We start from the raw sequence: 24,371 nt of genomic DNA on the forward strand, positions 1-24,371 counted from the left end.
GTAAGTGATGGCTGACTTTCACACCCGCGACCCCCTCTCGCCCGCCTTCTGGGACGAGCGTTTCGAAAAGCAATTCACGCCCTGGGACCACGGCGGCGTGCCGTCGCGCCTGCGCAGCTTCGTTGCCAGCAGTCCGGCGCCGCTGCGCTGCCTGATTCCCGGCTGCGGCTCGGCCTATGAGCTGGTCTTCATGCTCGATCACGGCTGGGATGCGACGGCCATCGACTTTTCGCCGGCTGCCGTGGCCGCCGCGCGCGCCGTGGTCGGCGAACGGGCAGGGCAGGTGGTGGAAGCGGATTTCTTTGCCTGGGAACCTGTCGCGCCGCTGGACCTGATCTATGAGCGTGCTTTCCTGTGCGCCATGCCGCGCGCCATGTGGCCGCAGGTGGCGGCCCGCTGGGCGCAGTTGCTGGCGCCGGGCGCCATGCTGGCAGGCTACTTTTTCTTTGATGACAATGCCAAGGGACCGCCGTTTGGCATTTCACGTGAGAAACTGCAGGAATTGCTGGCGCCGCATTTCGACTGCCTGGCCGATGAAGCCGTCGACGATTCCATCGCCGTCTTCGCGGGCAAGGAGCGCTGGATGAGCTGGCGCCGCCGGGCGGACTGAGGCTGGCAAGGAAAGCGGCGGGGCATTTTCCGCTGGGAATGGCGGAAAAGCTTTATAATTCAGGGTTTTTGATGATTTTCTCGGAGTAGAGATGCCGATTTACGCTTACCGTTGTGACGAGTGTGGTTTTGCCAAGGATGTCTTGCAAAAGATCTCCGATCCAGTACTGACGGTGTGCCTGTCGTGCGGCAAGCCCAGTTTCAAGAAACAATTGACGGCCGCCGGTTTCCAATTGAAAGGCACCGGCTGGTACGCGACCGATTTCCGCGGCGGCACGGCGCCCACCACGGCCATTCCGACGGGCCCGGCCGATAATGCCAAACCCGCCCCGGCCGCCGACAGCGCGCCTGCCGCCGCCCCGGCACCCGCCCCGGCTGCCGCTGCGCCAAAAGCGGACTGAGCGCACGCCGCGCCGATACGATCCCTTACCGAGAAACTGATGCGTAAATATTTTATTACCGGATTACTGATTTTGGTGCCTCTGGCCATTACGGCCTGGGTCCTGAATTTGGTCATCAGCACGATGGACCAGTCGCTGCTGCTGGTGCCCGGCAGTACGCAGCCCAGCGTCTGGTTCGGCCACAAGGTTCCCGCGCTGAGCACCATTCCCGGCCTGGGCACGGTATTGACGGTGCTGATCGTGTTCTTCACGGGCTTGCTGACGAATAACCTGGTCGGCAATTACGTGGTGAAACTGTGGGAAAAATTGCTGCAACGCATACCCATCGTCAATTCCCTGTATTCGAGCGTCAAGCAAGTGTCCGATACCCTGTTTTCCCCGTCGGGCAATGCCTTCCGCAAGGCCGTGCTGGTGCCGTATCCGCACCAGAACTCCTGGACCATCGCTTTCCTGACGGGCGTGCCGGGCGGCGATGCGGCGAACCACCTGGTGGGCGACTTTGTCAGCGTGTACGTGCCGACGACGCCGAACCCGACATCGGGCTTTTTCCTGATGATGAAGCGCAGCGACGTTGTCGAACTCGACATGAGCGTCGATGCGGCGCTCAAATATATCGTCTCGATGGGCGTGGTGGCGCCTGCGGAAGTTGTTGCTGTACCGGCCCCGGCAGCCAAAGAATAAAGGCAGGCGTCCCACGTGGGACGTGGCCGGATTGAACACTCACTAACCTGAACTGAGAATTTTATGTCTATGCGTACTGAATACTGCGGCCTCGTTACCGAAGCCATGCTGGGACAAACCGTCAGCCTGTGCGGCTGGGTACATCGCCGCCGCGACCACGGCAGCCTGATTTTCATTGACTTGCGCGACCGTGAAGGCCTGGTGCAAATCGTCTGCAACCCGGAACAAGCGGAAATGTTCAAGGTCGCCGAAGCCGTGCGCAATGAATTCTGCCTGCGCGTGACGGGTGTCGTGACCAACCGTATCGAAGGCACGATCAACAACAATCTGAAATCGGGCAAGATCGAAGTGGTCTGCTCGGAGCTGGAAGTGCTGAACCCTTCCGTGCCCGTGCCGTTCCAGCTGGACGACGACAACCTGTCGGAAACGACGCGTCTGACGCACCGCGTGCTGGACCTGCGCCGCCCGCAAATGCAGAACAACCTGCGCCTGCGCTACAAGGTGACGATGGAAGTGCGCAAGTACCTCGACGCGCTGGGCTTCATCGACATCGAAACGCCGATGCTGACCAAGTCCACGCCAGAAGGCGCGCGCGATTACCTGGTGCCGTCGCGTGTCAACGCGGGCAGCTTCTTCGCCTTGCCGCAATCGCCACAGTTGTTCAAGCAACTGTTGATGGTCGCCAACTTCGACCGTTACTACCAGATCACCAAGTGCTTCCGCGACGAAGACTTGCGCGCCGACCGCCAGCCTGAATTCACGCAGATCGACTGCGAAACCTCGTTCCTGACGGAACAGGAAATCCGCGACCTGTTCGAAGACATGATACGCGTCGTCTTCAAGAACACCCTGGACATCGACCTGCCGAACCCGTTCCCGGTGATGGATTTCGCCGAAGCGATGGGCTTGTACGGTTCCGACAAGCCGGACATGCGCGTCAAGCTGGCCTTCACGGATTTGACCGAAGTCATGAAGTCGGTCGAATTCAAGGTCTTCAACGGCGCCGCCAACATGAAAGGCGGCCGCGTGGTTGCCCTGCGCGTACCGCAAGGCGGCAGCATGCCCCGTTCGGAAATCGACGCCTACACCCAGTTCGTCGCCATCTACGGCGCCAAGGGCCTCGCTTACATCAAGGTCAACGAGAAAGCCAAGGGTCCTGAAGGCTTGCAGTCGCCGATCGTCAAGTTCCTGCCTGCCGACGTGCTGGCCACGATCCTCGAGCAGACGGGCGCGCAAGACGGCGACCTGATCTTCTTCGGCGCGGACAAGGCCAAGGTCGTCAACGACGCCATCGGCGCGCTGCGCGTGAAAATCGGTCACAGCGAATTCGGCAAGAAAGCCGGCCTGTTCGAAGACGTGTGGAAGCCATTGTGGGTGGTCGACTTCCCGATGTTCGAGCACGACGAAGAAGCGGACCGCTGGACGGCAACCCACCATCCATTCACGGCGCCGAAAGACGGCCATGAAGACATGCTGGAAAGCGATCCGGGCGCCTGCATCGCCAAGGCCTACGACATGGTCTTGAACGGCTGGGAACTGGGTGGCGGTTCGATCCGTATCCACCGCGAAGAAGTGCAGTCGAAAGTGTTCCGCGCGCTGAAGATCGACGCCGAAGAAGCGCAGCTGAAGTTCGGCTTCCTGCTCGACGCCCTGCAATACGGCGCGCCACCGCATGGCGGCCTGGCATTCGGCCTGGACCGTATCGTGACCATGATGACGGGTTCCGAATCGATCCGCGACGTGATCGCCTTCCCGAAAACCCAGCGTGCGCAAGACTTGCTGACCCATGCGCCGTCGGAAGTGGACGAGAAGCAATTGCGTGAACTGCACATCCGTTTGCGCAGCGCCGAGCCAAAAGTAGTGTAATGAAGCATGCGGCTGCCCCGGCGGCCGCTGTTTGATCCACTATGCAAAAAAAAGGCGCTGTCGTGGCGCCTTTTTCATTGTTGATATGACTCATAAAATCCCTGTTTCCGTGCTGGTCGTCATTCATACGGCTGACCTTGACGTCTTGCTGATCGAACGCGCGGGCCAGCCCGGTTTCTGGCAATCGGTGACGGGTTCCGTCGATGCCGTCGAAGAACCGCTGCTGCAGACGGCCGCGCGCGAACTGTGCGAGGAAACCGGCATCGTTGCCGATGGACGCGACATCGTGCTGCGCGACTGGAACTTGTCGAACGTGTACGAGATCTACCCGATCTGGCGCCACCGCTATGCGCCCGGGGTGACGCGCAACACGGAACACGTGTTCAGCGTGCAAGTGCCGCGCGACATCGCCATCACCCTGAGCCCGCGCGAACATCTGCAATACGCGTGGCTGCCTTACTTGGAGGCGGCTGACCGCTGTTTCTCGTCGTCCAACGCGGAAGCGATTCTGCAATTGCCGGCCATGACGGGCCTGGCGCGTCCCACCTGATAGAAAGCATTCCATGTTGAACTGGTTACATTTGACTGCGCAGCAAAAACTGCTGGGCACCCTGGGCATCGTTTTTTGCCTGTGCTTTATCTTCCTGCTGTTCAGCTCCACCGTGCCCGGCCGCACACCGCCGATCGGCATGCCGCTGATGGCGATCGGCTGGCTGCTGCACCCGGGCGCCTTTGCCAAGGGCAAGCGCACCGTGGCCTGGCGCGGCGCACCGTTGCTGGTCAAGATCGTCTGGGCGGCCGGCATCACGGCGCTGATCGTCAGCGTGACGGCGGGCGTGGGACGCATGCTGGCCTGATTGCGTTCTTGATTGCATTCGTGATTGTGTCCGTTTAGGTGCGCTCGCGCACCTACGCTGGCGCCGCGCGGGGCCCGTCTGGGAGTAGAATCAATGCATGAAAATCCGCGTAGCAACTTATAATATTCACAAGGGTGTCTCCTCCGTGCGAGGCTTGCCCCGCGTGCATGCTTTAAAACAGGCGATTGCCCTGTTTCATGCCGATGTCGTCTTTTTGCAGGAAGTGCAAGGCAAGCACGACCGCAATGCGGCCCGCTATGGCGCCGAGAACAACGGCCACAAGCATTGGCCGGAAGCGTCGCAGCACGAGTTCTTTGCCGGCGCCGAGCACCATTCCGCGTATGGCATGAATGCCGTGTACGACCATGGCCACCATGGCAATGCCTTGCTCAGCAAATTCCCCATCGCCTCGCAAACCAACCACGACGTGTCCGACCACGCTTATGAACAGCGCGGCATCCTGCATTGCGTGCTCAAGACGCCGCAGACCGACGTGCACTGTTATGTCGTCCACCTGGGTCTGTTCGAATCGGGGCGGGGGCGGCAGACGCAGGCGCTGATCGATGCCGTCATGGAATCGGCGCCGAATGGCGAACCGGTCATCATCGCGGGCGACTTCAACGACTGGCGCAACACGCTCAGCGACAAGCTGCGCAATGCGCTGGGCGTGGTGGAAGTATTCGACCAGCGCGCGTCGAACTCGGCCTTGGGCGACCTGGTGCGTACCCTGGCGCGGCGCCAGAGCAAGACCCCCACGCCCGTGCCGGCGCGCACCTTTCCCGCCGCCTTGCCATGGTTCCGCCTGGACCGCATCTATGTGCGCGGTTTCCACGTGGAAGGCGCGCAAGTGATGCATGGCACCCTGTGGGCAAAATTGTCGGACCATGCGCCGATAGTTGCTGCTTTGAAACTCGCGTAGACTGCCGGCATGCGCACAGTCAATTTCATCGCCCACAACGACATCCAGCTGCTGTATTGCGGCACCGATTACTTTCCCGCGCTGATAGCCGCCATCGACGGCGCGCGCTCGGAAGTCTATTTCGAAACGTATATCTTTGCCGACGACGCCACGGGCACCCTGGTGCTCGACGCCCTGAAGCGTGCCGCCGCGCGCGGCGTGCTCGTGTGCATGATCACGGACTGGTTCGGCACGGGCAACCGCCGGGTTAACGCCATGCATGCGGAGCTGGAAGCGGCCGGCGTGCACCACCGCATCTTCAATCCGTGGTTCCGGCGCGGCATCACGCGCACGCACCGCAAGATTTGCGTGGCCGATGGCGAGATCGCCCTGGTGGGCGGCATCAATATCAACGACGACATGTTTTGCGATTACGACCACAACATCAGCCTGGAAGCGCCGCGCTGGGATTTTGCCGTGCAGGTGAAGGGGCCGCTGGTCGACGCCATCCATGAAGAAGTGCAGGCGCAGTGGGCGCGTTTGGGCAAGATGAATCTGGTGCGGCGTATCAAGCTGTACCGCAAGATGCGCGTCGTCAGCAAGGAGCTGGCGAAGAACCCCGTCGTGGCCGGCTTTGTCGTGCGCGACAATCTGCGCAACCGCCGCACCATTCAGCGCGCCTACCTGCAGGCGCTGGGCCAGGCGCGCAAAAGCGTGATGCTGGCCAACCCGTATTTCGCGCCCGGGCACAAGCTGCGCCGCGCGCTGGCGCAGGCGGCCCAGCGGGGCGTCGACGTGGTGCTGCTGATCGGCGTGGGCGAGTTCCGCATGCAAGACGCCGTGGCGCACTCGTTTTATCCGAAACTGCTGGCCGCCGGCGTGAAAATCGTCGAATACCGCAAGACGCAGCTGCACGCCAAGGTGGCCGTCGTCGACGACGACTGGGCGACGGTCGGTTCCAGCAATATTGACGCGCTGAGCCTGTTCCTGAATCAGGAAGCGAACGTCGTGATCAAGGATGTGGCCTTCGCGCAAAGCCTGCGCCAGCATATCGAGCAGGGCGTGGCCGACGGCATCGTCATCCACCAGGACGATTTCAAGCACATCGGCCGTTTCCGCCGCCTCGGCTACGAAGCCGCCTTCCTCGCGTACCGGCTGGTGATGCGCATTTTTTCAGTAGGCAAATACGCATGAACGAGATGACCACGGTAAGGCTGGACAAATGGCTGTGGGCGGCGCGTTTCTTCAAGACGCGCTCGCTGGCCAGCGAAGCCGTCGACACGGGTAAGGTCAAGGTGGGCGGCGAGCGCGTGAAACCGGCGCGCAGCGTGCGCGTGGGCGACGAGCTGGCCATCGACAATGGCGCGGAGACGTGGGAAGTGGCCGTGCTGGGCCTGTCCGACAAGCGCGGCGCCGCGCCCGTGGCGCGCTTGCTGTATGCGGAAACGCCGGCCAGCATCGCCCGCCGCGAGCAGCTGGCCGAGGAACGCAAGCTGTTCCGCGAGCCGGGCACCACCATCAAGGGGCGACCGACCAAGCGCGACCGCCGTCAACTGAACAAGGCAGGCGGCCTCGACTGAGGCCATGCGGCAGGGGCGCGCGCCGCTTTTGCCCGCCTGAAATCGCTACAAACACGCGGCCAAGAAATGCTGCGCTGCACCAATAGAACACCGGCTCTAAAGTTCCCGTTTGACTTTTACGTGGTAGTGGATAATAGTACGAGCGTTCGGATTTTTTCGAAGCGTGCTTTTTTTTACCCTCGCTTCAGTCCGCCAAATCGGCAACATCACTTTGAGAACGGACATTTTGAATACTTCAGTCAAATTCATGCGCAAGGGCGAACTGACCCGTGCAGCCATCCTCGACGTGGCGCTGGACCTGTCCAGCCGCGACGGCCTGGAAGGCCTGACCATAGGGCTGCTTGCGGACAAAATGAACATGAGCAAGTCGGGCGTGTTTGCCCACTTTGGCTCGCGCGAAGACTTGCAGATGGAAGTGCTGAAGCTCTACCACTATCGTTTCGAGCAAGAAGTCTTTTTCCCCAGCATGAAAGAACCGCGCGGTATCCAGCGCCTGCAATCGATGTTTGCGCGCTGGGTCAAGCGGGTCAGCGTGGAAATCGCGTCCGGCTGCATCTATATCAGCGGCGCCGTCGAGTATGACGACCGTCCCGGTCCCATCCGCGAGGCCCTGGTGGCCATGGTGCGGGCCTGGCAGGGCGCGCTGCTGCGCAGTGTCGAGCAATCGATCGCCACGGGCGACCTGAAAGCGGACACGGACGCCCAGCAGCTGGTGTACGAGATGTATGGCCTGATCCTGGCCCTGCATCACGATGCGCGCTTCCTGCGCGTGCCGGGCAGCATCGAACGGGCGCAAGCGGGCTTTATCCGCCTGCTGGCGTCGTACCAGAATTGCGTCACAAGCAAATAAGCCGTCAGGCAGTATCCGCAACAACGCACACGCACTTACAAGTACAACACTTTAGCTAATCGCCTTCAGGAGAAAATTATGGGTCAATACGTCGCGCCAATCCGGGATATGCAATTCGTCCTGCATGAGTTCCTGCAAGTGGAAGAAGAACTGAAGCAAATGCCGTCGTACGCCGACGTCGACGCCGACATCATCAACCAGGTGCTGGAAGAGGGCGGCAAATTCACCTCCGAAGTACTGTTCCCGCTGAACCACTCCGGCGACCGCGAAGGCTGCCACCACGACCCGGTCACGAAAAGCGTGACCACGCCGAAAGGCTTCAAGGAAGCCTACAAGCAGTACGTCGAAGGCGGCTGGGCGGCTTTGGCCTGCGATCCGGAATACGGCGGCCAGGGCTTGCCGGTCGTGCTGAACAATTCGTTCTATGAAATGCTGAACTCGTCGAACCAGGCCTGGTCCATGTACCCTGGCCTGTCGCACGGCGCCTACGAGTGCCTGAAGGAACACGGCACCGACCACCAGAAGGAAGTGTATCTGCCGAAGCTGGTGTCGGGCGAATGGACGGGCACCATGTGCCTGACCGAACCGCACTGCGGCACCGACCTGGGCCTGCTGCGCTCGAAAGCGCTGCCTGAGGCGGACGGTTCCTGGACCATCACCGGCAACAAGATCTTCATCTCGGCCGGCGAGCACGACATGGCGGAAAACATCCTGCACCTGGTGCTGGCCCGCGTCCCGGACGCACCGGAAGGCTCGAAAGGCATCTCGCTGTTCCTGGTGCCGAAATTCCTGCCGAACGCGGACGGCACGGTCGGCGAACGCAACCCGATCACCTGCGGCGCCATCGAAGAAAAAATGGGCATCCACGGCAATTCGACCTGCCAGATGAACCTGGACGGCGCGAAAGGCTGGATCATCGGCCAGCCGAACAAGGGCTTGAACGCCATGTTCGTCTTCATGAACGCGGCCCGTCTGGGCGTGGGCATGCAGTCGCTGGGCCTGACGGAAATCGCCTACCAGAACGCGCTGATCTACGCCAAGGACCGCACGCAAATGCGTTCGCTGTCCGGCATCAAGAACCCGGAACTGCCGGCCGACCGCATCATCGTGCACCCTGACGTGCGCCGCATGCTGTTGACGGGCAAAGCCTACGCCGAAGGCGCGCGCGCTTTCACCTCGTACGTGGCGCTGCAGATCGACCGCGAACTGCACCACCCCGACGCCGACGTGCGCAAGGAAGCGGCCGACGAAGTGGCGCTGCTGACGCCCGTCATCAAGGCCTTCATCACCGATAACGCCTGGATCGCCACCTCGGACGCGATGCAAGTGTTCGGCGGTCATGGCTACATCTCGGAATGGGGCATGGAACAGTATGTGCGCGACGCGCGCATCAACATGATCTACGAAGGCACGAACACGATCCAGTCGCTGGACCTGCTGGGCCGCAAGATCCTCGGCGATAACGGCGCCAAGCTGCGCAAGTTCGGCGAAAAGATCAAGGCTTTCGTTGAAGACAACGGCACCGATGAAGCGATGAGCGAATTCGTCACCCCACTGGGCGACCTGGGCGACAAAGTCACCAAGCTGACCATGGAAATCGGCATGAAGGCCTTCCAGAATCCTGACGAAGTGGGCGCGGCATGCGTGCCTTACCTGCGCGTCGTCGGCCACATGATCTACAGCTACCTGTTCGCGCAGATGGCCAAGATCGCCCTCGAAAAAGAATCCAGCGGCGACAAGTTCTACACCGCCAAACTGGCTACCGCACGTTTCTACTTCGCCCGCTTGCAGCCTGAAACGGCAACCCTGATCCGTCAGGCGCGTTCCGGTTCGGCCAACCTGATGGCACTCGACGCAGACCTGTTCTAAGACTTGAGGAAAATATGACCAATTTCATCGTTAAAAAAGTAGCCGTCCTCGGCGCCGGCGTGATGGGCGCGCAGATCGCCGCCCATTGCATCAACGCGAAAGTGCCGGTCGTGCTGTTCGACCTGCCGGCAAAGGAAGGTCCAAAGAATGGCATCGTGCTGCGCGCCATCGAGAACCTGAAAAAGCTGTCGCCTGCCCCGCTGGGCAACAAGGATGACGCGTCGCTGATCCAGGTAGCCAACTACGAAGACAACCTGGACCTGCTGGCCGGTTGCGACCTGATCATCGAAGCCATCGCCGAGCGCATGGACTGGAAACACGACCTGTACCAGAAGGTGGCCCCGCACATCGGCCCGAACGCGATCTTCGCCTCGAACACCTCGGGCCTGTCGATCACCAAGCTGGCCGAAGGCTTCGATGCCGACCTGAAATCGCGCTACTGCGGCGTGCACTTCTTCAACCCGCCGCGCTATATGCACCTGGTCGAGATCATCCCGACCGAGTTCACCAAGCCTGAAATCAGCGACCAGCTGGAAGGTTTTTTGACCACCACCCTGGGCAAGGGCGTGGTCCGCGCCAAGGATACGCCGAACTTCATCGCCAACCGCGTGGGCGTGTTCGGCATCCTGGCCATCGTGCACGAAGCTGAAAAATTCGGCCTGTCCGTGGACGTCGTCGATGATTTGACGGGCGCCAAGCTGGGCCGCGCCAAGTCGGGCACCTTCCGCACGGCGGACGTGGTCGGCCTGGACACCATGGGCCATGTGATCAAGACCATGCAGGACTACCTGCCGAACGATCCGTTCGCCGCCGTCTACAAGACGCCGGAAGTGCTGGCCAAGCTGGTGGAAAAAGGCGCGCTGGGCCAGAAGAGCGGCGCAGGCTTCTACAAGAAGGTCGGCAAGGAAATTCAACGCCTGGACTTCGCCACCGGTGAATACGTGGCCGGCGGCGCCAAGGCTGCCGACATCATCGCCCGCATCCTGAAGGAAAAGGATCCGGTCAAGAAGATGAAGGCGCTGCGCGAATCGACGAACCCGCAAGGCCAGTTCCTGTGGGCGATCTTCCGCGACGCTTTCCACTACATCGCCATTCACCTCGACACCGTGGCCGACAATGCGCGCGACATCGACTTCGCCATGCGCTGGGGCTTCGGCTGGAACGTCGGTCCGTTTGAAACGTGGCAGGCATCGAACTGGCTGCAAGTGGCCAACTGGGTCAAGGAAGACATCGACGCCGGCCACGCGCTGTGCAACGCGCCGCTGCCAGCCTGGGTCTTCGAAGGCCCGGTCGCTGAAAAAGGCGGCGTGCACACGCCGGAAGGTTCCTACTCCGCCGTGTCGAACAGCTTCGTGCCACGCTCGACCCTGTCCGTGTATGACCGCCAGCCATTCCGCGCGCCAGTCCTGGGCAGCGGCGCCATCGACGGCAAGACCGCCGGCACCACCGTCTTCGAAGACGAATCCGTGCGCGTCTGGCATACGGGCGACGACGTCCTGATCATCTCGTTCAAGACCAAGATGCACGTGATCGGCGAAGGCGTGATCAACGGCCTGAAACTGGCCTTGGCAGAAGCCGAGAAGAACTTCAAGGGCCTGGTGATCTGGCACGCGGACGCAGCCGAAGGCGGCGCGTTCTCGGCCGGCGCCGACCTGCAATCGGCACTGCCGGCGTTCATGCAGGGCGGCGTGAAAGCCGTCGATCCGATCATCGCCGAACTGCAGAACACCTTCATGTCGCTGAAATACGCGAACGTGCCGGTGATCGCCGCGGTCGCTGGCCTGGCGCTGGGCGGCGGTTGCGAACTGGCCCTGCACGCATCCAAACGCGTGGCCTCGATCGAGTCGTATATCGGCCTGGTGGAAGTGGGCGTGGGCCTGATTCCAGCTGGCGGCGGCTTGAAGGAAGCGGCGCAGCGCGCCTACAAGGAAGCCAAGGGTAACGACATCCTGCAATTCCTGAAAACGGGCTTCACCAACGCAGCCACCGCCAACGTGTCGAAGTCGGCGCTGGAAGCCAAAAAAATGGGCTACCTGAAGGAAGACGACGTCATCGTGTTCAACGCCTACGAGCTGCTGCATGTGGCCAAGGTCGAAGCGCGCGCCATGTTCGATGCCGGCTTCCGTCCGCAACTGCCGTCGCTGATCCAGGTGACGGGCCGTTACGGCTGGGGCACCATCAAGGCGCAGCTGGTCAACATGCGCGACGGCGGCTTCATTTCGGCGCACGATTTCAAGCTGGGCGAGATGATCGCCGAGATCGTATCGGGCGGCGACGTGGACCAGGGTAGCTTCGTCAGCGAACAGTGGCTGCTGGATATGGAACGCAAGGCATTCCTGGAGCTGTTGAACCATCCGAAAACCCAGGAACGGATCATGGGCATGATGCAAACCGGTAAGCCGGTACGCAACTAAGCCTGACGTCGATGACGATCCTGTCCATTATTTTTAAAGTATTGCTGCGCGTGAGGCCAAGCATGGTGTATGACCGTATCAAACAACAGATGATGGACACCTTGCCCTTCGTGCGGCTGCTGGGGATCAGCATCGACGACATCGGCGCCGGCACCTCGAAGGTGTCGATGCCGGAAGATCCCAAACTGAATAATCACCTGGGCACGCAGCATGCGGGCGCCTTGTTTACCCTGGCCGAAACGGCTTCCGGCGCGGCCATGGCTGGCGGCTTCGCCGAGCTGATACTGGGCTTGCGCCCGGTGGCCAAGGAGTCGCGCATCCAGTACCAGAAGGTGGCCCGGGGCGCGACACGCGCCGAAGGCCGGGTACCGGGCGACCTGGCTGCCTTGAAGGCGCAGCTGGCGCAGGACGGCAAAGTGGCGTTTCCCGTGGAAGTCGACATTTTCGACTCCGAAGGCACGCTGGCGGCACAGGTGACGGTGGACTGGTATTTGTCGCAGAAGCGATAGGCCAGCATCCCGGACATTCGACAGAACACGAACCTCGTTCAACATCTTTGAAAGCATAAAATGAGCAAACAACTTCAAGACGCTTACATCGTCTCTGCAACCCGCACCCCGATCGGCAAGGCGCCGCGCGGCATGTTCAAGAACACCCGCCCGGACGACCTGCTGGTGCGCGTGCTGCAATCGGCCCTGGCGCAAGCGCCTGGCCTCGACCCGGCGCTGATCACCGACGCCATCATCGGCTGCTCGTTCCCGGAAGCGGAGCAGGGCTTCAACATCGCGCGTAACTCGGTGCTGCTGGCCGGCTTGCCGAAAACCGTGGGCGGCGTCACCGTCAACCGTTACTGCGCTTCGGGCATCACGGCCATCGCCATGGCCGCCGACCGCATCCGCGTGGGCGAAGCCGACGTTATGATCGCGGGCGGCATCGAATCGATGTCGATGGTGCCGATGATGGGCCACCACCCATCGATGAACCTGGACATGTTCAGCGACGAGAACATCGGCATGGCTTACGGCATGGGCCTGACGGCCGAGAAAGTGGCGCAGCAATGGAAAGTGTCGCGCGAACAGCAGGACGCGTTCTCCGTTGAATCGCACCGCCGCGCCATCGCCGCGCAGCAAGCCGGTTTCTTCAAGGCGGAAACGACGCCCGTGGAAATCATCACGCGCACGCCGAACCTGGCGACCGGCCAAGTCGATGTAACGCGCCGCACCGTCGACACGGACGAAGGCGCGCGCGCCGATTCGTCGATGGAGTCGCTGGCAAAATTGAAGCCTGTCTTCGCCGCCAAGGGTTCCGTCACGGCCGCCAACAGCTCGCAGATGTCCGACGGCGCCGGTGCGCTCTTGATCGTCAGCGAAAAAATCCTGCGCGAGCACAACCTGACTCCGCTGGCGAAATTCTCCTCGTTCGCCGTGCGCGGCGTGCCGCCGGAAATCATGGGCATCGGCCCTAAATTCGCGATTCCTGCAGCGTGCGCCGCCGCCGGCATCACGCAAGACCAGCTGGACTGGATCGAGCTGAACGAAGCGTTTGCCGCGCAAGCCCTGGCCGTCATCGGCGACCTGGGCCTGGACCCATCGAAGGTCAACCCGATGGGCGGCGCGATCGCCCTGGGCCACCCGCTGGGCGCGACCGGCGCCATCCGCGCCGCTACCGTGATCCACGCACTGCAGCGCACCAAGCAGAAGTACGGCATGGTCACGATGTGCGTGGGCGCAGGCATGGGCGCAGCCGGAATCTTTGAACGCGTTTAAGTTCGAGGGACTAAAGTAATAAAACAGGGCGCTGCGGGATTACCCCGGCGCCCTTTATCTTTTTGGAGACGACATGGATATTTTGTGCAGCAAGAGCGAGGGCATTCTGACCCTGGAATTCAACCGCCTGGAACGCAAGAATGCGATCACGGGCGCCATGTACCAGACCCTGGCCGATGCGCTGGTGGCGGCCGAGACGGACGATGCGGTGCGCGCCATCCTGATCTGCGGCAAGCGCGAGATTTTCACGGCCGGTAACGACCTCGATGACTTCATGAAGACGGCGCGCCCGAAGGACGGCTCGCTCGACCATGACCGTCCCGTGTTCCAGTTCATGCGCGCCCTGTACGGCAGCAGCAAGCCCGTGGTGGCGGCCGTTTCCGGCCCGGCCATCGGCATCGGCACGACCTTGCTGATGCACTGCGACCTCGTCTATGCGGCAGACAACGCCAGCTTCTCGATGCCGTTCACGCAGCTGGGTCTGTGCCCGGAATTCGGCTCCAGCCTGCTGCTTACGCAACTGGCCGGCTACCCGCGCGCGGCGGAAAAACTGATGCTGGGCGAAGCGTTCCCGGCCAGCGAAGCTTTGGAGATGGGCCTGGTCTCGAAAGTCGTGCCCCTGTACGACTTGATGACGTACGCGCAAGGCCAGGCCGCCAAGCTGGTGGCCCTGCCGGCCGCCTCGATCCGCGCCACCAAGCGATTGATGAAGCACAGCCGCATGGAGCCGATGAAGGCGGCCATCGCCGAGGAAAACAAACTGTTCAGCGCCATGCTGGGCGGCGCCGAAGCGAAGGAAGCGTTTACGGCCTTCTTTGAAAAGCGGAAGCCGGATTTCAAACAGTTTGCATAAGGCGGGGCCTGACATCTCGTCGGGCCCGGCACCATCTGATTTGGACATGACGATCGGCGATGAGAGTGCGGTGGCCGGTGCCGCCGCAACGCATTGAATGGATTTTTTCTCAGCCTCCGACCTGCGTAGGAGGATGTGCCTTCAGCGAGGGATGGAAGCGGCCAATTCCGAGCTCTCCAGGAAGAATGCGCGGTTATCAGCGAGTTTCTCGATCATGAAGTCAATAAAAGTCCTCACCCGCAGAGACTGTTCCGCCCGGTGCCCATAGTAGATATAGATGGCGCCGCACTGGCTGACATGCTGCATGAGCAAGGGCACGAGCCGGCCGCTACGGATATGCGGCATGGCCTCGAAACTCCCTAGCTGTCCGATGCCAAGACCCGACAACACCGCCCGTGTCTCCATCGCGGTGTCATTCACGCAAATGACGGCCGGTATGTCCCGATGCACAATCTCGTCGCCGATCTGGAACTGCCATTGGGCGACCTTGCCCGTATTTGCCCACCGATAGCCAGTGCAGCTGTGCTGGCTCAGTTCGTCTATCGTTTGAGGAGCGCCGTGGCGTTCGATGTAGTCCGGCGAAGCACAAACGATCAACTGAATGGGCACGAGCCGCCGCGCAATCGACCCTCCCGAGGGCGGCGGCCCACCCCGGAAACCGACATCGGCGCGTCCGCTCACCAGGTCGGTGAACTGGTCATCGAGCTCGATGTCGAGCTGCACTTTGGGATGGGACTGGTGGAATAATTCGAAAAATTGCCAAAGCACGGACAGCCCCAGCGACTGGGGAGCGTTGATGCGCAATATCCCGTTTACTTCTTCCTTGGACCGGCGCGCTTCGTCCAGAGACGACGACAGTATGGCCAGTGCCGGTTTCACGCTGTCGAACAGGCGCTGGCCTTCTTCCGTCAAACTCAGCTTGCGCGTGGTCCGGTGGAACAGGCGCACGCCAAGTGATTTTTCCAGCTGGATCACCGATTGGCTGGCCGCCTGGGGCGAGATGCCCTGGTCGATGGCCGCGCGCCGCAAACTGCCCAGCGTTGCCGTGCGGACGAAGACGGTAATGGCGCGGATATCGTTCATGGAACAATGATGATTAGCAAGTTTTAGTTGATTATCATTCTAGCATTTGACCACTAGTTCATGCCAATTTTTGCTTCTATCATTCGCCCTTTAAGCACCTCGGGAGCAGAATGATGAAGAACGTTCAACAGCACGAATTCAAGCGCGTCTGGTTGATCACCGGTGCATCCAGGGGCATCGGCGCATTGATTGCAGAGGCGGCACTGGCGGACGGCAATGCGGTGGTCGCAACCGGGCGTAACGCGGCAGCGGTCGTCGAGCGGCTCGGCACGTGCGCCGCGTTGCTGCCGCTTGCCCTCGACGTGACGAATGAGGAGCAAATCAGGCTGGGCGTGCGCGTTGCGCTGGAACATTTTGGGCGTATTGACGTGCTCGTCAATAATGCGGGCTTTGGTCTGCTGGCTGCCGTGGAAGAGTCTGGCGATGCGGATGTGAGACGGATGTTTGACACGAATGTCTTCGGCTTGCTGAACGTAACGCGCGCCGTGCTGCCCACAATGCGGGCGCAGCGTTCCGGTCACGTGATCAATATTTCATCGATCGGCGGCTATCAGGCCGCGGCAGGTTTCGGGGTGTATTCATCGACAAAATTTGCCGTCGAAGGCATCACGGAAGCCATGCATACCGAACTCAAGCCACTGGGCATTCACGCCACCGTCGTTGAACCAGGTTATTTCCGCACCGACTTCCTCGATGCCTCGTCGCTGCTCGTAGCGCCCGATGAAATTGGCGATTACGCGGCGACTTCGGGCGCCGTGCGCAGACAAGCGTTAGCGCTGAACCACAATCAGCCCGGTGATCCCCAAAAATTGGCGGCCGCGATGCTCCGCGTCGTAGACGCGCCCAATCCGCCACTGCGTCTTCCCATGGGCACTGACACGCTGGCTGCGATTGCCGCAAAAAACGCCTTTGTGGCACAGGAAATGGAGGCGTGGCGCGACCTCTCCGCATCGACGGATTTTCCCGCCTGACAGAGCCCGAGCGTGGGGGCCATGCCTGAATTTGCCCATATAAGCGATTCGCAGCTGCATCACCCCGATTCTTGAAACCATGATTGATATCGTTCGCTGGCAAGGAATAAAGCATGAGCGCACCTGATTCTGTTGGCAAAGTTCTGCACCATCACATACGGCGGATGTCAGGACGCGATCCGCACGAGCTGCACCGTGTCGCATCGTCCCTGGAATTGTTATTCGACCTGACTTTCGTCACATGCTTTGCGTTTGCCGCTGCACAGTTCGCACACGCAATCGCGGCAGGCCATTACGCCAGCGCGCTCATCGGATTTGGCTTTTCGAGCCTGTGTATCTGCTGGGCCTGGTTCAATTTCACGTGGTTTGCATCGGCCTACGACACTGACGACTGGATTTTTCGCATCACGACGATGGTACAGATGACGGGTGTGCTGGTGCTGGCGGTCGGTTTGCCGCGCCTGTTCTCCTCGCTCGAACAGGGCCAGCAGCTCGATAACTCGGTGATGGTACTTGGCTACGTGATCATGCGCGCGGCGATGATATGTCAATGGTTGCGGGCAGCGAGGCAAGACTTTGCACGGCGCCGCGCGTGCCTCACCTATGCCGCTGCCATTGCGATGGCACAGATAGGCTGGATAGCGATTATTCTTTTCCCTTTCTCGATGGGCGTGACCATTGTCCTCGTTGTCCTCTGGTTTCTCATCGAGTTCGCCGGCCCCGTGCTGGCGGAGCGCAAGGATGGCGGTACGCCCTGGCACGCGGAGCACATTGCCGAACGTTACAGCCTGTTCGCCATCCTTGCCTTGGGTGAGGGACTGGTCGGGACGGTCGCGACCTTGTCCGCCGAAATAGAGCACCAGGGCTGGACACTGGAAACGGCGCTCGCCTGTATTGCAGGCGTCGGACTGACCTTTGGCATGTGGTGGGTGTACTCCATTCTGCCGTCGGCGAATGTGCTGCACGTGCATCGCTCGCGCGCTTTCATCTGGAGCTATGGGCAGATACTGATCATTGCATCTATTGTGGCAACGGGGGCTGGCCTTGACGTCGCGGCGAACCTGATTGAAAACAAGGCCCATATCGGCACACTCCCGGCCCTGCTCGCCACTGCGATTCCCGTGGCCCTTTTCCTCGCCTTGATTTATGCGCTCCACTATTTTCTTGTGCGCCGCTACGACCAACTGCATATGTGGCTTTTGCTTGCAACAGCTGCCGTCATCGCGACGGCGGTCATGGCGGCGACCTTTGGCGCGAATATCGTTGAATGTCTCGGTATTCTGCTCTTTGCACCGGTCATCACGGTCGTCGGCTATGAGGTACTGGGACATCGTCACCAGAACGAAATGCTCACGCGCCGCTAATGCGCGACGCAGTGGGTGAAGCGATTGCAGGCTGTTGATACGGCTGCCGGCAAGCAAACCTGACATTTTTATCTTTTATGATACTTTTCTGAAGAATTTCATTTTTACGCTCATTCATTCATTGATTACGACAATTGTCATTCTCAAATGACGGGATAGTCCGTGGCCATACGCTTTCACAGCCATGACGGCCGGTCAATGCGTATTGTTCGAGTATTGCTGCTGCAGTTAAAACAGGAGGAGCACTCATGATTCGATTGGTGTTGCTGTTATTGGGCGTCGAATATCTACGCAAGCGCTGGCGCAGTATCCTGTTGATCGGATTGATCTGGCTGCTCGCAGGCCTGGTCATATTTATCGACGCACTCGATAACGCGCTGTACTTCCCGATCAATTTCTTTGCTTATCTGTTCCTGGCCGAAGGCCTGGCAACACTGGCGGTGGCATGGACCGGTGTCGGCGGCCAGCGCATCCTGCGATACGTGAAAGGCTGCGCCGTGGTGCTGGCGGCGATGCTGATTTTCGCCGGTCACCACCATGGCAATTTCCTGTTATCGATGATTTTTGGGACGCTGTTTCTCGCCGATGGCCTGATACAGTGCATTTCCGCCTACATGGTCCGCTATCGCCGCTGGCGCGTGGCCTTCTCCTGGGGCGTGGCCGAGATTGCGCTGGCAATTTTCTTTTATCAGCCCTACCCGACGCATTATGTCGGCACACTGCCGTATTGCCTGGGCTTGTTTTTGATGTTTGGCGGCGCCAACTTGATCGCCCTGGCCGCCCGTGTTCGCCGCATGAACGGCAATCCGGCCCTGTCGGAATCGCTGCAGCCCGACGTTCAGCCGGATGAGCACCGTGCTTCCGCATTCACGCAAGTGGAGTGGGAAGGCCCTCCCGCGGATCATGAACAGGCGCTGACGGTGCATGTCTGGACGCCTTCCGGTTCAGCCAAGTCGCCCACTCAGAATTATCCGATCGTCGACCGCTATATCGCCGCGGTCGATGTCAACGGCGTGATCTCCACCGGGCATGCGGCATTGGAGTCGCCGGAGGGTATTTATATCAGCCTGTATCCGAGTGTGGAGATCGACCGTTCGCCCGACGATTTCGGGCGCCTGCTGCGCGCCACCCGCGAGAATGACGTACCGGGCGTATTCCAGCCCGATTACGCGACAGAATCGAAGGCATGGTGCCCGTCCACCGTTCAGGTCCGTATCCGGAATTACGACCCGCGCCAGCTGCAGTCTTTCTGGCGGCAGTATCGCAAGGACGCGACTTACAATCTCACGCATCGTAATTGTTCCAGTACGGTCGCCCGGGCCCTGGAAGCGGCTATCGATGGCGCCGTTGGCCGTCTGTACGGGGAGCGCGCCGGCTGGAGAGTGTTTTTCCGCATCCTGGCGACGCCGGAACTGTGGGTCGCCGCCCAGATCCGCAAGCGTGCGGTGACGATGGCGTGGACGCCCGGGCTGACGCTCGATTATTCCCGAGCGCTCAGCATGCTGGCCGACCCGCGTCCGTTCGCCTGGTGGAAATTGGCGAGGACCGCCTTCAGCCGGATGGCGCAATTGCGCCGCGAATGGCGCGCCCAGGACCATGGCGCCACGGATCTTCGCGAGCAGCCCGAGGAAGGCGCCATGCGTGACAAGCGCGCGTAGTTCGCCGCCGCTGCATTGAAATAGATGGCCCTAGACGACTGGTCTAATTGTGCTACAATGCCTCGCATGAAAGCTGAATACACCGACGTGCGCCAGCACATTATCGACCAGGGCAAGGCCATCATCACGCGCAAGGGCTTTGCCGGCGTGGGGCTGAACGAGATTTTGTCGGCCGCCGACGTGCCCAAGGGTTCGTTCTACCATTACTTCAAGTCCAAGGAGTTGTTTGGCGAGGCAATGCTGGAAGATTACGTCACCGGCTACCTGGCCGAAATGGAAGGCGTGCTGGGCCAGCCTGGCAAGAACGCGGCGCAGTCGCTGATGGCGTATTGGTCCAGCTGGGCCAGCTGGACCAGCGAGAGCCTCGATGGCAGCGCTTGCGATTGCCGCTGCCTGGTGGTCAAGCTCAGCAGCGAAGTGGCGGACATGTCGGAACCGATGCGCGTGGCGCTGCTCGACGGCACCCACCGCATCATCGCCAGGCTGGCCCTGGCCATCGCGCGGGGCAGGGTGGACGATACCCTGCCATCGGTGGCCGATCCGGCGCAGATGGCCGCCACCTTGTACCAGCTGTGGCTGGGTGCGGCCATGCTGACCAAGCTGCGGCGCGACGCCAGCGCCTTGCAGACGGCCTGGCGTGCGACCCTGGCGATGTTGCAGCTGCCGCCGGACAGCGACACATAGGCAGAAAACCAAACAAACAAAGCAAACAAGCGGGCGCACCACGTCCGCGTTTTTTGAACCGCATTCTAGACGACCAGTCTAATAATAAAGGAGCAGCAGTATGAAGAATTTTGAATTCCATAACCCGACCAAGATCGTGTTCGGTGCTGATACCGTCGCCAAATTGTCCACCCTGGTGCCGCACGATGCGCGCGTGCTGATTTTGTACGGCGGCGCCAGCGCGGAAAAGACCGGTACCCTGGCCGAGGTGCGAGCTACTCTTGCGCAGGGCCAGCGCAGCGTGCAGGAGTTTGGCGGCATCGAACCCAATCCCAGCTACGAAACCCTGATGCGCGCCGTCGCCCAGGTACGCAATGAAAAGCTGGACTTCCTGCTGGCCGTCGGTGGCGGCTCCGTGATCGACGGCACCAAGTTCGTCGCCGCTGCCGCCCTGTACGAGGGTGAGCCGTGGGAAATCGCCGAGCGCGGCGGTGCCAATGTGCATTGCGCCCTGCCGTTCGGCACGGTGCTGACCTTGCCGGCCACGGGGTCGGAAATGAACAGCGGCGGCGTGGTGACGAAGAAAGCCACGCATGCCAAGCTGAGTTTTCGCAACCCGCTGCTGTATCCGCAGTTTTCCGTGCTCGACCCCAGCAAGACTTTCACCTTGCCGGCCACGCAGGTGGCCAATGGCCTGGTCGACGCCTTTGTCCACACGACGGAGCAGTATCTGACCTATCCGGTGCAGGCGAAGGTGCAGGACCGCTTTGCCGAAGGCTTGCTGCAAACCCTGGTCGAGATCGCGCCGCAGGCGGTCGCTTCGCCCGACGATTACGATACCCGCGCCAACCTGATGTGGACGGCCACCCTGGCCCTGAATGGCCTGATCGGCGCCGGCGTGCCGCAGGACTGGGCCACCCACATGATCGGCCACGAATTGACGGCCCTGTACGACATCGACCATGCGCGCACCCTGGCCCTGGTGTTGCCGGCCCTGCTGGACGTACAGCGCGAGCAGAAACGCGGCAAATTGCTACAGTATGGCGAACGTGTCTGGAACATCACGGAAGGCGGCGACGACGAGCGCATCGATGCCGCCATCGCCCGCACGCGCACCTTCTTTGAAGGCCTGGGCATCCCGACCCGTTTGTCGGCCTATCAACTGGGCCAGGAAGCGGTGGAAGCGGTACTGAAGCAGCTGGAAGCACATGGCATGACCTCACTCGGCGAACACCGCGATATCGACCTCGCGCGCAGCCGCCGTATCCTCGAAGCAGCACTGTAACCCTGACATAAAAGGACACAATATGAACATCCTGATGGTACTGACCTCGCACGACCAACTCGGTAACACCGGCAAGAAAACCGGCTTCTGGCTGGAAGAATTCGCCGCTCCCTACTACGTCTTGCAAGAAGCGGGCGCGAAGCTGACGGTAGTGTCGCCCAACGGCGGCCAGCCGCCGCTGGACCCGAAAAGCGACGAGCCGGAGTCGCAAACGGACGCCACGCGCCGCTTCAAGCAGGACGCCGCTGCGCAAGCCGTGCTGGCCAACACGGGCAAGCTGGCCGACGTGAAAGCGGCAGACTTTGACGCCGTGTTCTACCCGGGCGGCCATGGCCCGCTGTGGGACCTGGCAGAAGACCCGCACTCGATCGCGCTGATCGAGCAGATGATCGCCGCTGGCAAGCCCGTCGCCGCCGTCTGCCACGCGCCCGGCGTGCTGCGCCACGTGAAAGCGCTTGATGGCACGCCGCTGGTGCGCGGCAAGCAGGTGACGGGCTTTACGAATACCGAGGAAGATGCCGTCGGCTTGACGGCCATCGTGCCTTTCCTCGTCGAGGACATGCTCAAGGAAAACGGCGGCGTGTACTCGAAGCTGGGCGACTGGCAGCCGTACGCCGTCACCGACGGCTTGCTGGTCACGGGCCAGAATCCCGCATCGTCGGAAGCGGCCGCGCAGGCGCTGCTCAAGCTGCTGGGCTGATACCCCGGTAGCGCATCCGCCGCTGGTCGTCACGCCACAGTGCGTCCGGCGGCCATGCCCGCCAGGATCAGGCCGACCGAGGCGTGCCATTGCGTCTCGTTGGCGGGCCTGCCCGCCAGCGCATAGCCGTGCAGGAAATCGACGAGCGCATCGCGCCCGCGCAGCCGGGTTTTCTTGTCCAGCTCGAGACCGTCGACGGCCAGTTCGAACAGCGCCGTGAACCGCTGTGCCACGTCGGCTTGCTCCACCAGCCCGCGCGCCATCAGGCGCACGAAGTAGGGCGTGGCGCTGACCAGTTCCAGATACAGCGCGCACAGCGCCAGCAGGCGTCGTGGCGCTGTCTGGCGCCGCGTAAATGGCGGCTGCTGCGGATCGAGCGCGGCAAAGCGCTGTGCCATCAGGGCCAGCAATAATTCCTCTTTTCCCGCGTAGTAGTGATACACGGCCATGGCGTCGACGCCCAGGTGTTGCGCCAGCGCGCGCATGGAAAACGCCTCGCCTTTTTCTTCCAGCAGCGCCAGGGCCGCCTGCAGGATGCTGGCGCTGTCCAGTGCGGGCAGCGCGCGGCGCGGACGCCCGGCGCGGCGCACGGGAGATTCCTTGGCTTGAAGTTTTGGGGTTTTCATGGGCATAATTCTACACTGTAGAATTAAATCAAGGAAAACCCATGCAAAAACCTTTTGTCAGCGTTTTTCTCGGCATCAGCCTCGATGGCTGCATCGCGGGAGAAAATGGCGACCTGTCCTGGCTGGCCGAACTGGCGCCCGACTCGCCCGACGCCACCGGCTACACGGCATTGATGGAGCAGGTCGATACCTTGCTGATCGGCCGCACCACGTATGACGCCGTGCTGGGGTTCGAACCGTGGCCGTATGCGGGCAAGCGCGTGCAGGTATTGAGCCACCGCGGCTTCGCGCCGCGCCATGGTGAACAGCGCCGCGAAGGCAGCGTGCGGGACGTGCTGGAAGCGCTGGCGGAAGAGGGGCGCCGCCACGTGTATCTCGATGGCGGCGCCGTTATCCGCGCCGGTTTGCGCGAGGGCGTCATCGACAGCCTGACCTTGTCCGTGCTGCCCGTGGTGCTGGGCAAGGGCGTGCGCCTGTTCGAGGACGGCTTGCCGCGCAGCGACTGGCGCCTGGACGGCACGCGCCAGCTGCCTAGCGGCGTGGTGCAGCTGCGCTATCGGAAAAATTAACCCGCGCTGGCGATGTCGACGATGAAGCCGGGATCGTAGCGTTCATTTTCCGGCGTGCCGTCGGGCCGCTTGTAGCCGCAAGGGTTGCACACGACGCGGCAATCCTGCACGCGATAGTCGAGCGAGGCGTGCATGTGGCCATGCACCCACAGGTCCGCCTGCGCCACCAGTTCATCGAGCTGCGAGGCAAACGCCGGCGAGCCGAGATTGGTCGCGTATTGCGCTTCCACCGACAGCATCGAGGGCGCCATGTGCGTAATGACGACCGTCTTGCCCTCGAAGGGTTGCGCCAGCTGCCGCTCCAGCCAGGCGCGGTGCTGCGCGTGCAGCTGCGCCGTGTCGGCGGCGCACAAGAGACGCGGCGTGTCGCCGCCCGTGCTGATGCGCTTGTAGTCGGGCATGTAGGCTTGCGCCGCGCTCAATGCTTCGTCCCGGCGCTCCTCGCCGAACAGCAGGAAATCCGTCCACAGCGTAATGCCGAGAAAACGCACGCCGCCGAGCGTCACCGCGTCGCCGTCGAGCAGGCTGATGTTCGCGCCGTGCGCATTGGCGCTGGCGCAGGCGTCGCGCACGGCATCCTGCATGTGCTCGAGCTGGTGGCCATAGCCCTCGTGATTGCCGTGCACGTACAGCACGGGCAGGGCGCCGAAAGTGCGCGCGGCCCAGGCGATGGCGTTGCTGCCCGTGTCGATGTCGCCGGCCAGGATCACCGCGTCGGGGCGGCAGGCGGCAAGGTCGATGGCGGGCGTGTCGTCACCCCAGACTTCCAGGTGCAGGTCGGACAGGATCAGCAGACGCATGGCGATAG

General features: G+C 61.6%; 25 protein-coding genes. 22 read left to right on the forward strand and 3 right to left on the reverse strand.

Going from position 1 to position 24,371, the window contains the following annotated elements; all coding sequences use genetic code 11:
- Positions 1-7: 7 nt before the first annotated feature.
- From CLU90_RS20980 to CLU90_RS21050, 15 genes are all read left to right on the forward strand, one after another.
- Positions 8-610, forward strand: coding sequence for a methyltransferase (locus CLU90_RS20980; protein WP_092718413.1), 603 nt, complete (start codon positions 8-10; stop codon positions 608-610).
- A gap of 91 nt (positions 611-701) precedes the next feature.
- On the forward strand, positions 702-1,010 hold the full coding sequence (locus CLU90_RS20985; RefSeq protein ID WP_092718415.1) for an FmdB family zinc ribbon protein: 309 nt from the start codon (positions 702-704) through the stop codon (positions 1,008-1,010).
- Between the two features lie 39 nt (positions 1,011-1,049).
- Positions 1,050-1,691: a DUF502 domain-containing protein gene (locus CLU90_RS20990; RefSeq protein ID WP_034753372.1), complete on the forward strand. Its 642-nt coding sequence runs from the start codon at positions 1,050-1,052 to the stop codon at positions 1,689-1,691.
- A 69-nt stretch (positions 1,692-1,760) separates the two neighbouring features.
- A complete protein-coding gene (aspS, locus tag CLU90_RS20995) occupies positions 1,761-3,557 on the forward strand; it encodes an aspartate--tRNA ligase (RefSeq protein WP_035824170.1) in 1,797 nt (598 codons plus the stop codon).
- A gap of 85 nt (positions 3,558-3,642) precedes the next feature.
- Positions 3,643-4,107, forward strand: coding sequence for a dihydroneopterin triphosphate diphosphatase (gene nudB, locus CLU90_RS21000; RefSeq protein ID WP_100428839.1), 465 nt, complete (start codon positions 3,643-3,645; stop codon positions 4,105-4,107).
- Positions 4,108-4,120: 13 nt separating this feature from the next.
- Positions 4,121-4,414, forward strand: a complete 294-nt coding sequence (locus tag CLU90_RS21005) for a hypothetical protein (protein WP_046682130.1) — start codon at positions 4,121-4,123, stop codon at positions 4,412-4,414.
- 97 nt (positions 4,415-4,511) lie between these two features.
- Positions 4,512-5,333, forward strand: coding sequence for an endonuclease/exonuclease/phosphatase family protein (locus CLU90_RS21010; RefSeq protein WP_092718418.1), 822 nt, complete (start codon positions 4,512-4,514; stop codon positions 5,331-5,333).
- Between the two features lie 9 nt (positions 5,334-5,342).
- Positions 5,343-6,506, forward strand: coding sequence for a cardiolipin synthase ClsB (gene clsB / locus CLU90_RS21015; protein ID WP_092718420.1), 1,164 nt, complete (start codon positions 5,343-5,345; stop codon positions 6,504-6,506).
- Complete coding sequence (locus CLU90_RS21020) at positions 6,503-6,892, forward strand: RNA-binding S4 domain-containing protein (protein ID WP_100428840.1); 390 nt, start codon at positions 6,503-6,505, stop codon at positions 6,890-6,892. The genes clsB and CLU90_RS21020 overlap by 4 nt, the downstream gene beginning before the upstream one ends.
- Before the next feature lie 247 nt (positions 6,893-7,139).
- A complete protein-coding gene (locus CLU90_RS21025) occupies positions 7,140-7,742 on the forward strand; it encodes a TetR/AcrR family transcriptional regulator (RefSeq protein WP_046682135.1) in 603 nt (200 codons plus the stop codon).
- 78 nt (positions 7,743-7,820) lie between these two features.
- Positions 7,821-9,611, forward strand: a complete 1,791-nt coding sequence (locus CLU90_RS21030; protein ID WP_034753387.1) for an acyl-CoA dehydrogenase C-terminal domain-containing protein — start codon at positions 7,821-7,823, stop codon at positions 9,609-9,611.
- 14 nt (positions 9,612-9,625) lie between these two features.
- On the forward strand, positions 9,626-12,025 hold the full coding sequence (locus tag CLU90_RS21035) for a 3-hydroxyacyl-CoA dehydrogenase/enoyl-CoA hydratase family protein (protein ID WP_100428841.1): 2,400 nt from the start codon (positions 9,626-9,628) through the stop codon (positions 12,023-12,025).
- Between the two features lie 62 nt (positions 12,026-12,087).
- Positions 12,088-12,534: a PaaI family thioesterase gene (locus tag CLU90_RS21040; RefSeq protein WP_035828560.1), complete on the forward strand. Its 447-nt coding sequence runs from the start codon at positions 12,088-12,090 to the stop codon at positions 12,532-12,534.
- A gap of 60 nt (positions 12,535-12,594) precedes the next feature.
- The gene (locus CLU90_RS21045; RefSeq protein WP_034753391.1) at positions 12,595-13,791 is read left to right on the forward strand and encodes an acetyl-CoA C-acyltransferase; all 1,197 of its coding nucleotides are present in this window, start codon (positions 12,595-12,597) and stop codon (positions 13,789-13,791) included.
- Between the two features lie 73 nt (positions 13,792-13,864).
- On the forward strand, positions 13,865-14,644 hold the full coding sequence (locus tag CLU90_RS21050) for an enoyl-CoA hydratase (protein WP_100428842.1): 780 nt from the start codon (positions 13,865-13,867) through the stop codon (positions 14,642-14,644).
- Between the two features lie 141 nt (positions 14,645-14,785).
- Here CLU90_RS21050 and CLU90_RS21055 read toward each other — a convergent pair whose 3' ends face one another.
- The gene (locus tag CLU90_RS21055) at positions 14,786-15,727 is read right to left on the reverse strand and encodes a LysR family transcriptional regulator (protein WP_100428843.1); all 942 of its coding nucleotides are present in this window, start codon (positions 15,725-15,727) and stop codon (positions 14,786-14,788) included.
- Between the two features lie 113 nt (positions 15,728-15,840).
- Between CLU90_RS21055 and CLU90_RS21060 the strand changes: the two genes are divergently transcribed.
- The 6 genes from CLU90_RS21060 (at position 15,841) to CLU90_RS21085 (ending at position 22,368) form a co-directional block, all read left to right on the forward strand.
- Positions 15,841-16,698 (forward strand): oxidoreductase, encoded by an 858-nt coding sequence (locus tag CLU90_RS21060; RefSeq protein WP_100428844.1) that lies wholly within the window; start codon positions 15,841-15,843, stop codon positions 16,696-16,698.
- 113 nt (positions 16,699-16,811) lie between these two features.
- Positions 16,812-18,062: a low temperature requirement protein A gene (locus CLU90_RS21065; RefSeq protein ID WP_198511245.1), complete on the forward strand. Its 1,251-nt coding sequence runs from the start codon at positions 16,812-16,814 to the stop codon at positions 18,060-18,062.
- 248 nt (positions 18,063-18,310) lie between these two features.
- Positions 18,311-19,720: an HdeD family acid-resistance protein gene (locus tag CLU90_RS21070; RefSeq protein ID WP_100428846.1), complete on the forward strand. Its 1,410-nt coding sequence runs from the start codon at positions 18,311-18,313 to the stop codon at positions 19,718-19,720.
- A 66-nt stretch (positions 19,721-19,786) separates the two neighbouring features.
- Positions 19,787-20,404, forward strand: a complete 618-nt coding sequence (locus CLU90_RS21075) for a TetR/AcrR family transcriptional regulator (RefSeq protein WP_092718439.1) — start codon at positions 19,787-19,789, stop codon at positions 20,402-20,404.
- A gap of 100 nt (positions 20,405-20,504) precedes the next feature.
- Positions 20,505-21,668 carry an iron-containing alcohol dehydrogenase gene (locus CLU90_RS21080; RefSeq protein WP_092718442.1) on the forward strand — a complete coding sequence of 388 codons (1,164 nt, stop codon included), beginning with the start codon at positions 20,505-20,507 and terminating at the stop codon, positions 21,666-21,668.
- A gap of 22 nt (positions 21,669-21,690) precedes the next feature.
- Positions 21,691-22,368, forward strand: coding sequence for a type 1 glutamine amidotransferase domain-containing protein (locus CLU90_RS21085; protein ID WP_092718445.1), 678 nt, complete (start codon positions 21,691-21,693; stop codon positions 22,366-22,368).
- A gap of 29 nt (positions 22,369-22,397) precedes the next feature.
- On the opposite strand, the gene CLU90_RS21090 is transcribed toward CLU90_RS21085, so the two are convergent.
- Entirely contained in the window at positions 22,398-22,994 is a 597-nt protein-coding gene (locus CLU90_RS21090) for a TetR/AcrR family transcriptional regulator (protein ID WP_175539414.1), read from the reverse strand.
- Positions 22,995-23,035: 41 nt separating this feature from the next.
- Between CLU90_RS21090 and CLU90_RS21095 the strand changes: the two genes are divergently transcribed.
- The gene (locus tag CLU90_RS21095; RefSeq protein WP_092718452.1) at positions 23,036-23,563 is read left to right on the forward strand and encodes a dihydrofolate reductase family protein; all 528 of its coding nucleotides are present in this window, start codon (positions 23,036-23,038) and stop codon (positions 23,561-23,563) included.
- On the opposite strand, the gene CLU90_RS21100 is transcribed toward CLU90_RS21095, so the two are convergent.
- Positions 23,560-24,363 carry a metallophosphoesterase family protein gene (locus CLU90_RS21100; RefSeq protein WP_092718455.1) on the reverse strand — a complete coding sequence of 268 codons (804 nt, stop codon included), beginning with the start codon at positions 24,361-24,363 and terminating at the stop codon, positions 23,560-23,562. The two genes, CLU90_RS21095 and CLU90_RS21100, sit on opposite strands and share 4 nt — an antisense overlap.
- Positions 24,364-24,371: the final 8 nt, after the last annotated feature.

The sequence above is a fragment of the Janthinobacterium sp. 67 genome (assembly GCF_002797895.1).
Classification (GTDB): Bacteria; Pseudomonadota; Gammaproteobacteria; order Burkholderiales; family Burkholderiaceae_D; genus Janthinobacterium.

Bases quoted from the DNA above. Each gene is read 5' to 3' on its own strand.
- clsB (WP_092718420.1), top strand. From the start codon at position 5,343: ATGCGCACAGTCAATTTCATCGCCCACAACGACATCCAGCTGCTGTAT.
- CLU90_RS21085 (WP_092718445.1), top strand. From the start codon at position 21,691: ATGAACATCCTGATGGTACTGACCTCGCACGACCAACTCGGTAACACC.
- CLU90_RS21025 (WP_046682135.1), top strand. From the start codon at position 7,140: ATGCGCAAGGGCGAACTGACCCGTGCAGCCATCCTCGACGTGGCGCTG.
- CLU90_RS21010 (WP_092718418.1), top strand. From the start codon at position 4,512: ATGAAAATCCGCGTAGCAACTTATAATATTCACAAGGGTGTCTCCTCC.
- CLU90_RS21035 (WP_100428841.1), top strand. From the start codon at position 9,626: ATGACCAATTTCATCGTTAAAAAAGTAGCCGTCCTCGGCGCCGGCGTG.
- CLU90_RS21090 (WP_175539414.1), bottom strand. From the start codon at position 22,994: ATGAAAACCCCAAAACTTCAAGCCAAGGAATCTCCCGTGCGCCGCGCC.
- CLU90_RS20985 (WP_092718415.1), top strand. From the start codon at position 702: ATGCCGATTTACGCTTACCGTTGTGACGAGTGTGGTTTTGCCAAGGAT.
- CLU90_RS21045 (WP_034753391.1), top strand. From the start codon at position 12,595: ATGAGCAAACAACTTCAAGACGCTTACATCGTCTCTGCAACCCGCACC.
- CLU90_RS21060 (WP_100428844.1), top strand. From the start codon at position 15,841: ATGAAGAACGTTCAACAGCACGAATTCAAGCGCGTCTGGTTGATCACC.
- CLU90_RS21065 (WP_198511245.1), top strand. From the start codon at position 16,812: ATGAGCGCACCTGATTCTGTTGGCAAAGTTCTGCACCATCACATACGG.
- CLU90_RS21100 (WP_092718455.1), bottom strand. From the start codon at position 24,363: ATGCGTCTGCTGATCCTGTCCGACCTGCACCTGGAAGTCTGGGGTGAC.
- CLU90_RS21050 (WP_100428842.1), top strand. From the start codon at position 13,865: ATGGATATTTTGTGCAGCAAGAGCGAGGGCATTCTGACCCTGGAATTC.
- CLU90_RS21055 (WP_100428843.1), bottom strand. From the start codon at position 15,727: ATGAACGATATCCGCGCCATTACCGTCTTCGTCCGCACGGCAACGCTG.
- CLU90_RS21030 (WP_034753387.1), top strand. From the start codon at position 7,821: ATGGGTCAATACGTCGCGCCAATCCGGGATATGCAATTCGTCCTGCAT.
- CLU90_RS21075 (WP_092718439.1), top strand. From the start codon at position 19,787: ATGAAAGCTGAATACACCGACGTGCGCCAGCACATTATCGACCAGGGC.
- CLU90_RS21095 (WP_092718452.1), top strand. From the start codon at position 23,036: ATGCAAAAACCTTTTGTCAGCGTTTTTCTCGGCATCAGCCTCGATGGC.
- CLU90_RS21070 (WP_100428846.1), top strand. From the start codon at position 18,311: ATGATTCGATTGGTGTTGCTGTTATTGGGCGTCGAATATCTACGCAAG.
- CLU90_RS21020 (WP_100428840.1), top strand. From the start codon at position 6,503: ATGAACGAGATGACCACGGTAAGGCTGGACAAATGGCTGTGGGCGGCG.
- CLU90_RS21040 (WP_035828560.1), top strand. From the start codon at position 12,088: ATGGTGTATGACCGTATCAAACAACAGATGATGGACACCTTGCCCTTC.
- CLU90_RS20980 (WP_092718413.1), top strand. From the start codon at position 8: ATGGCTGACTTTCACACCCGCGACCCCCTCTCGCCCGCCTTCTGGGAC.
- nudB (WP_100428839.1), top strand. From the start codon at position 3,643: ATGACTCATAAAATCCCTGTTTCCGTGCTGGTCGTCATTCATACGGCT.
- CLU90_RS21080 (WP_092718442.1), top strand. From the start codon at position 20,505: ATGAAGAATTTTGAATTCCATAACCCGACCAAGATCGTGTTCGGTGCT.
- aspS (WP_035824170.1), top strand. From the start codon at position 1,761: ATGCGTACTGAATACTGCGGCCTCGTTACCGAAGCCATGCTGGGACAA.
- CLU90_RS21005 (WP_046682130.1), top strand. From the start codon at position 4,121: ATGTTGAACTGGTTACATTTGACTGCGCAGCAAAAACTGCTGGGCACC.
- CLU90_RS20990 (WP_034753372.1), top strand. From the start codon at position 1,050: ATGCGTAAATATTTTATTACCGGATTACTGATTTTGGTGCCTCTGGCC.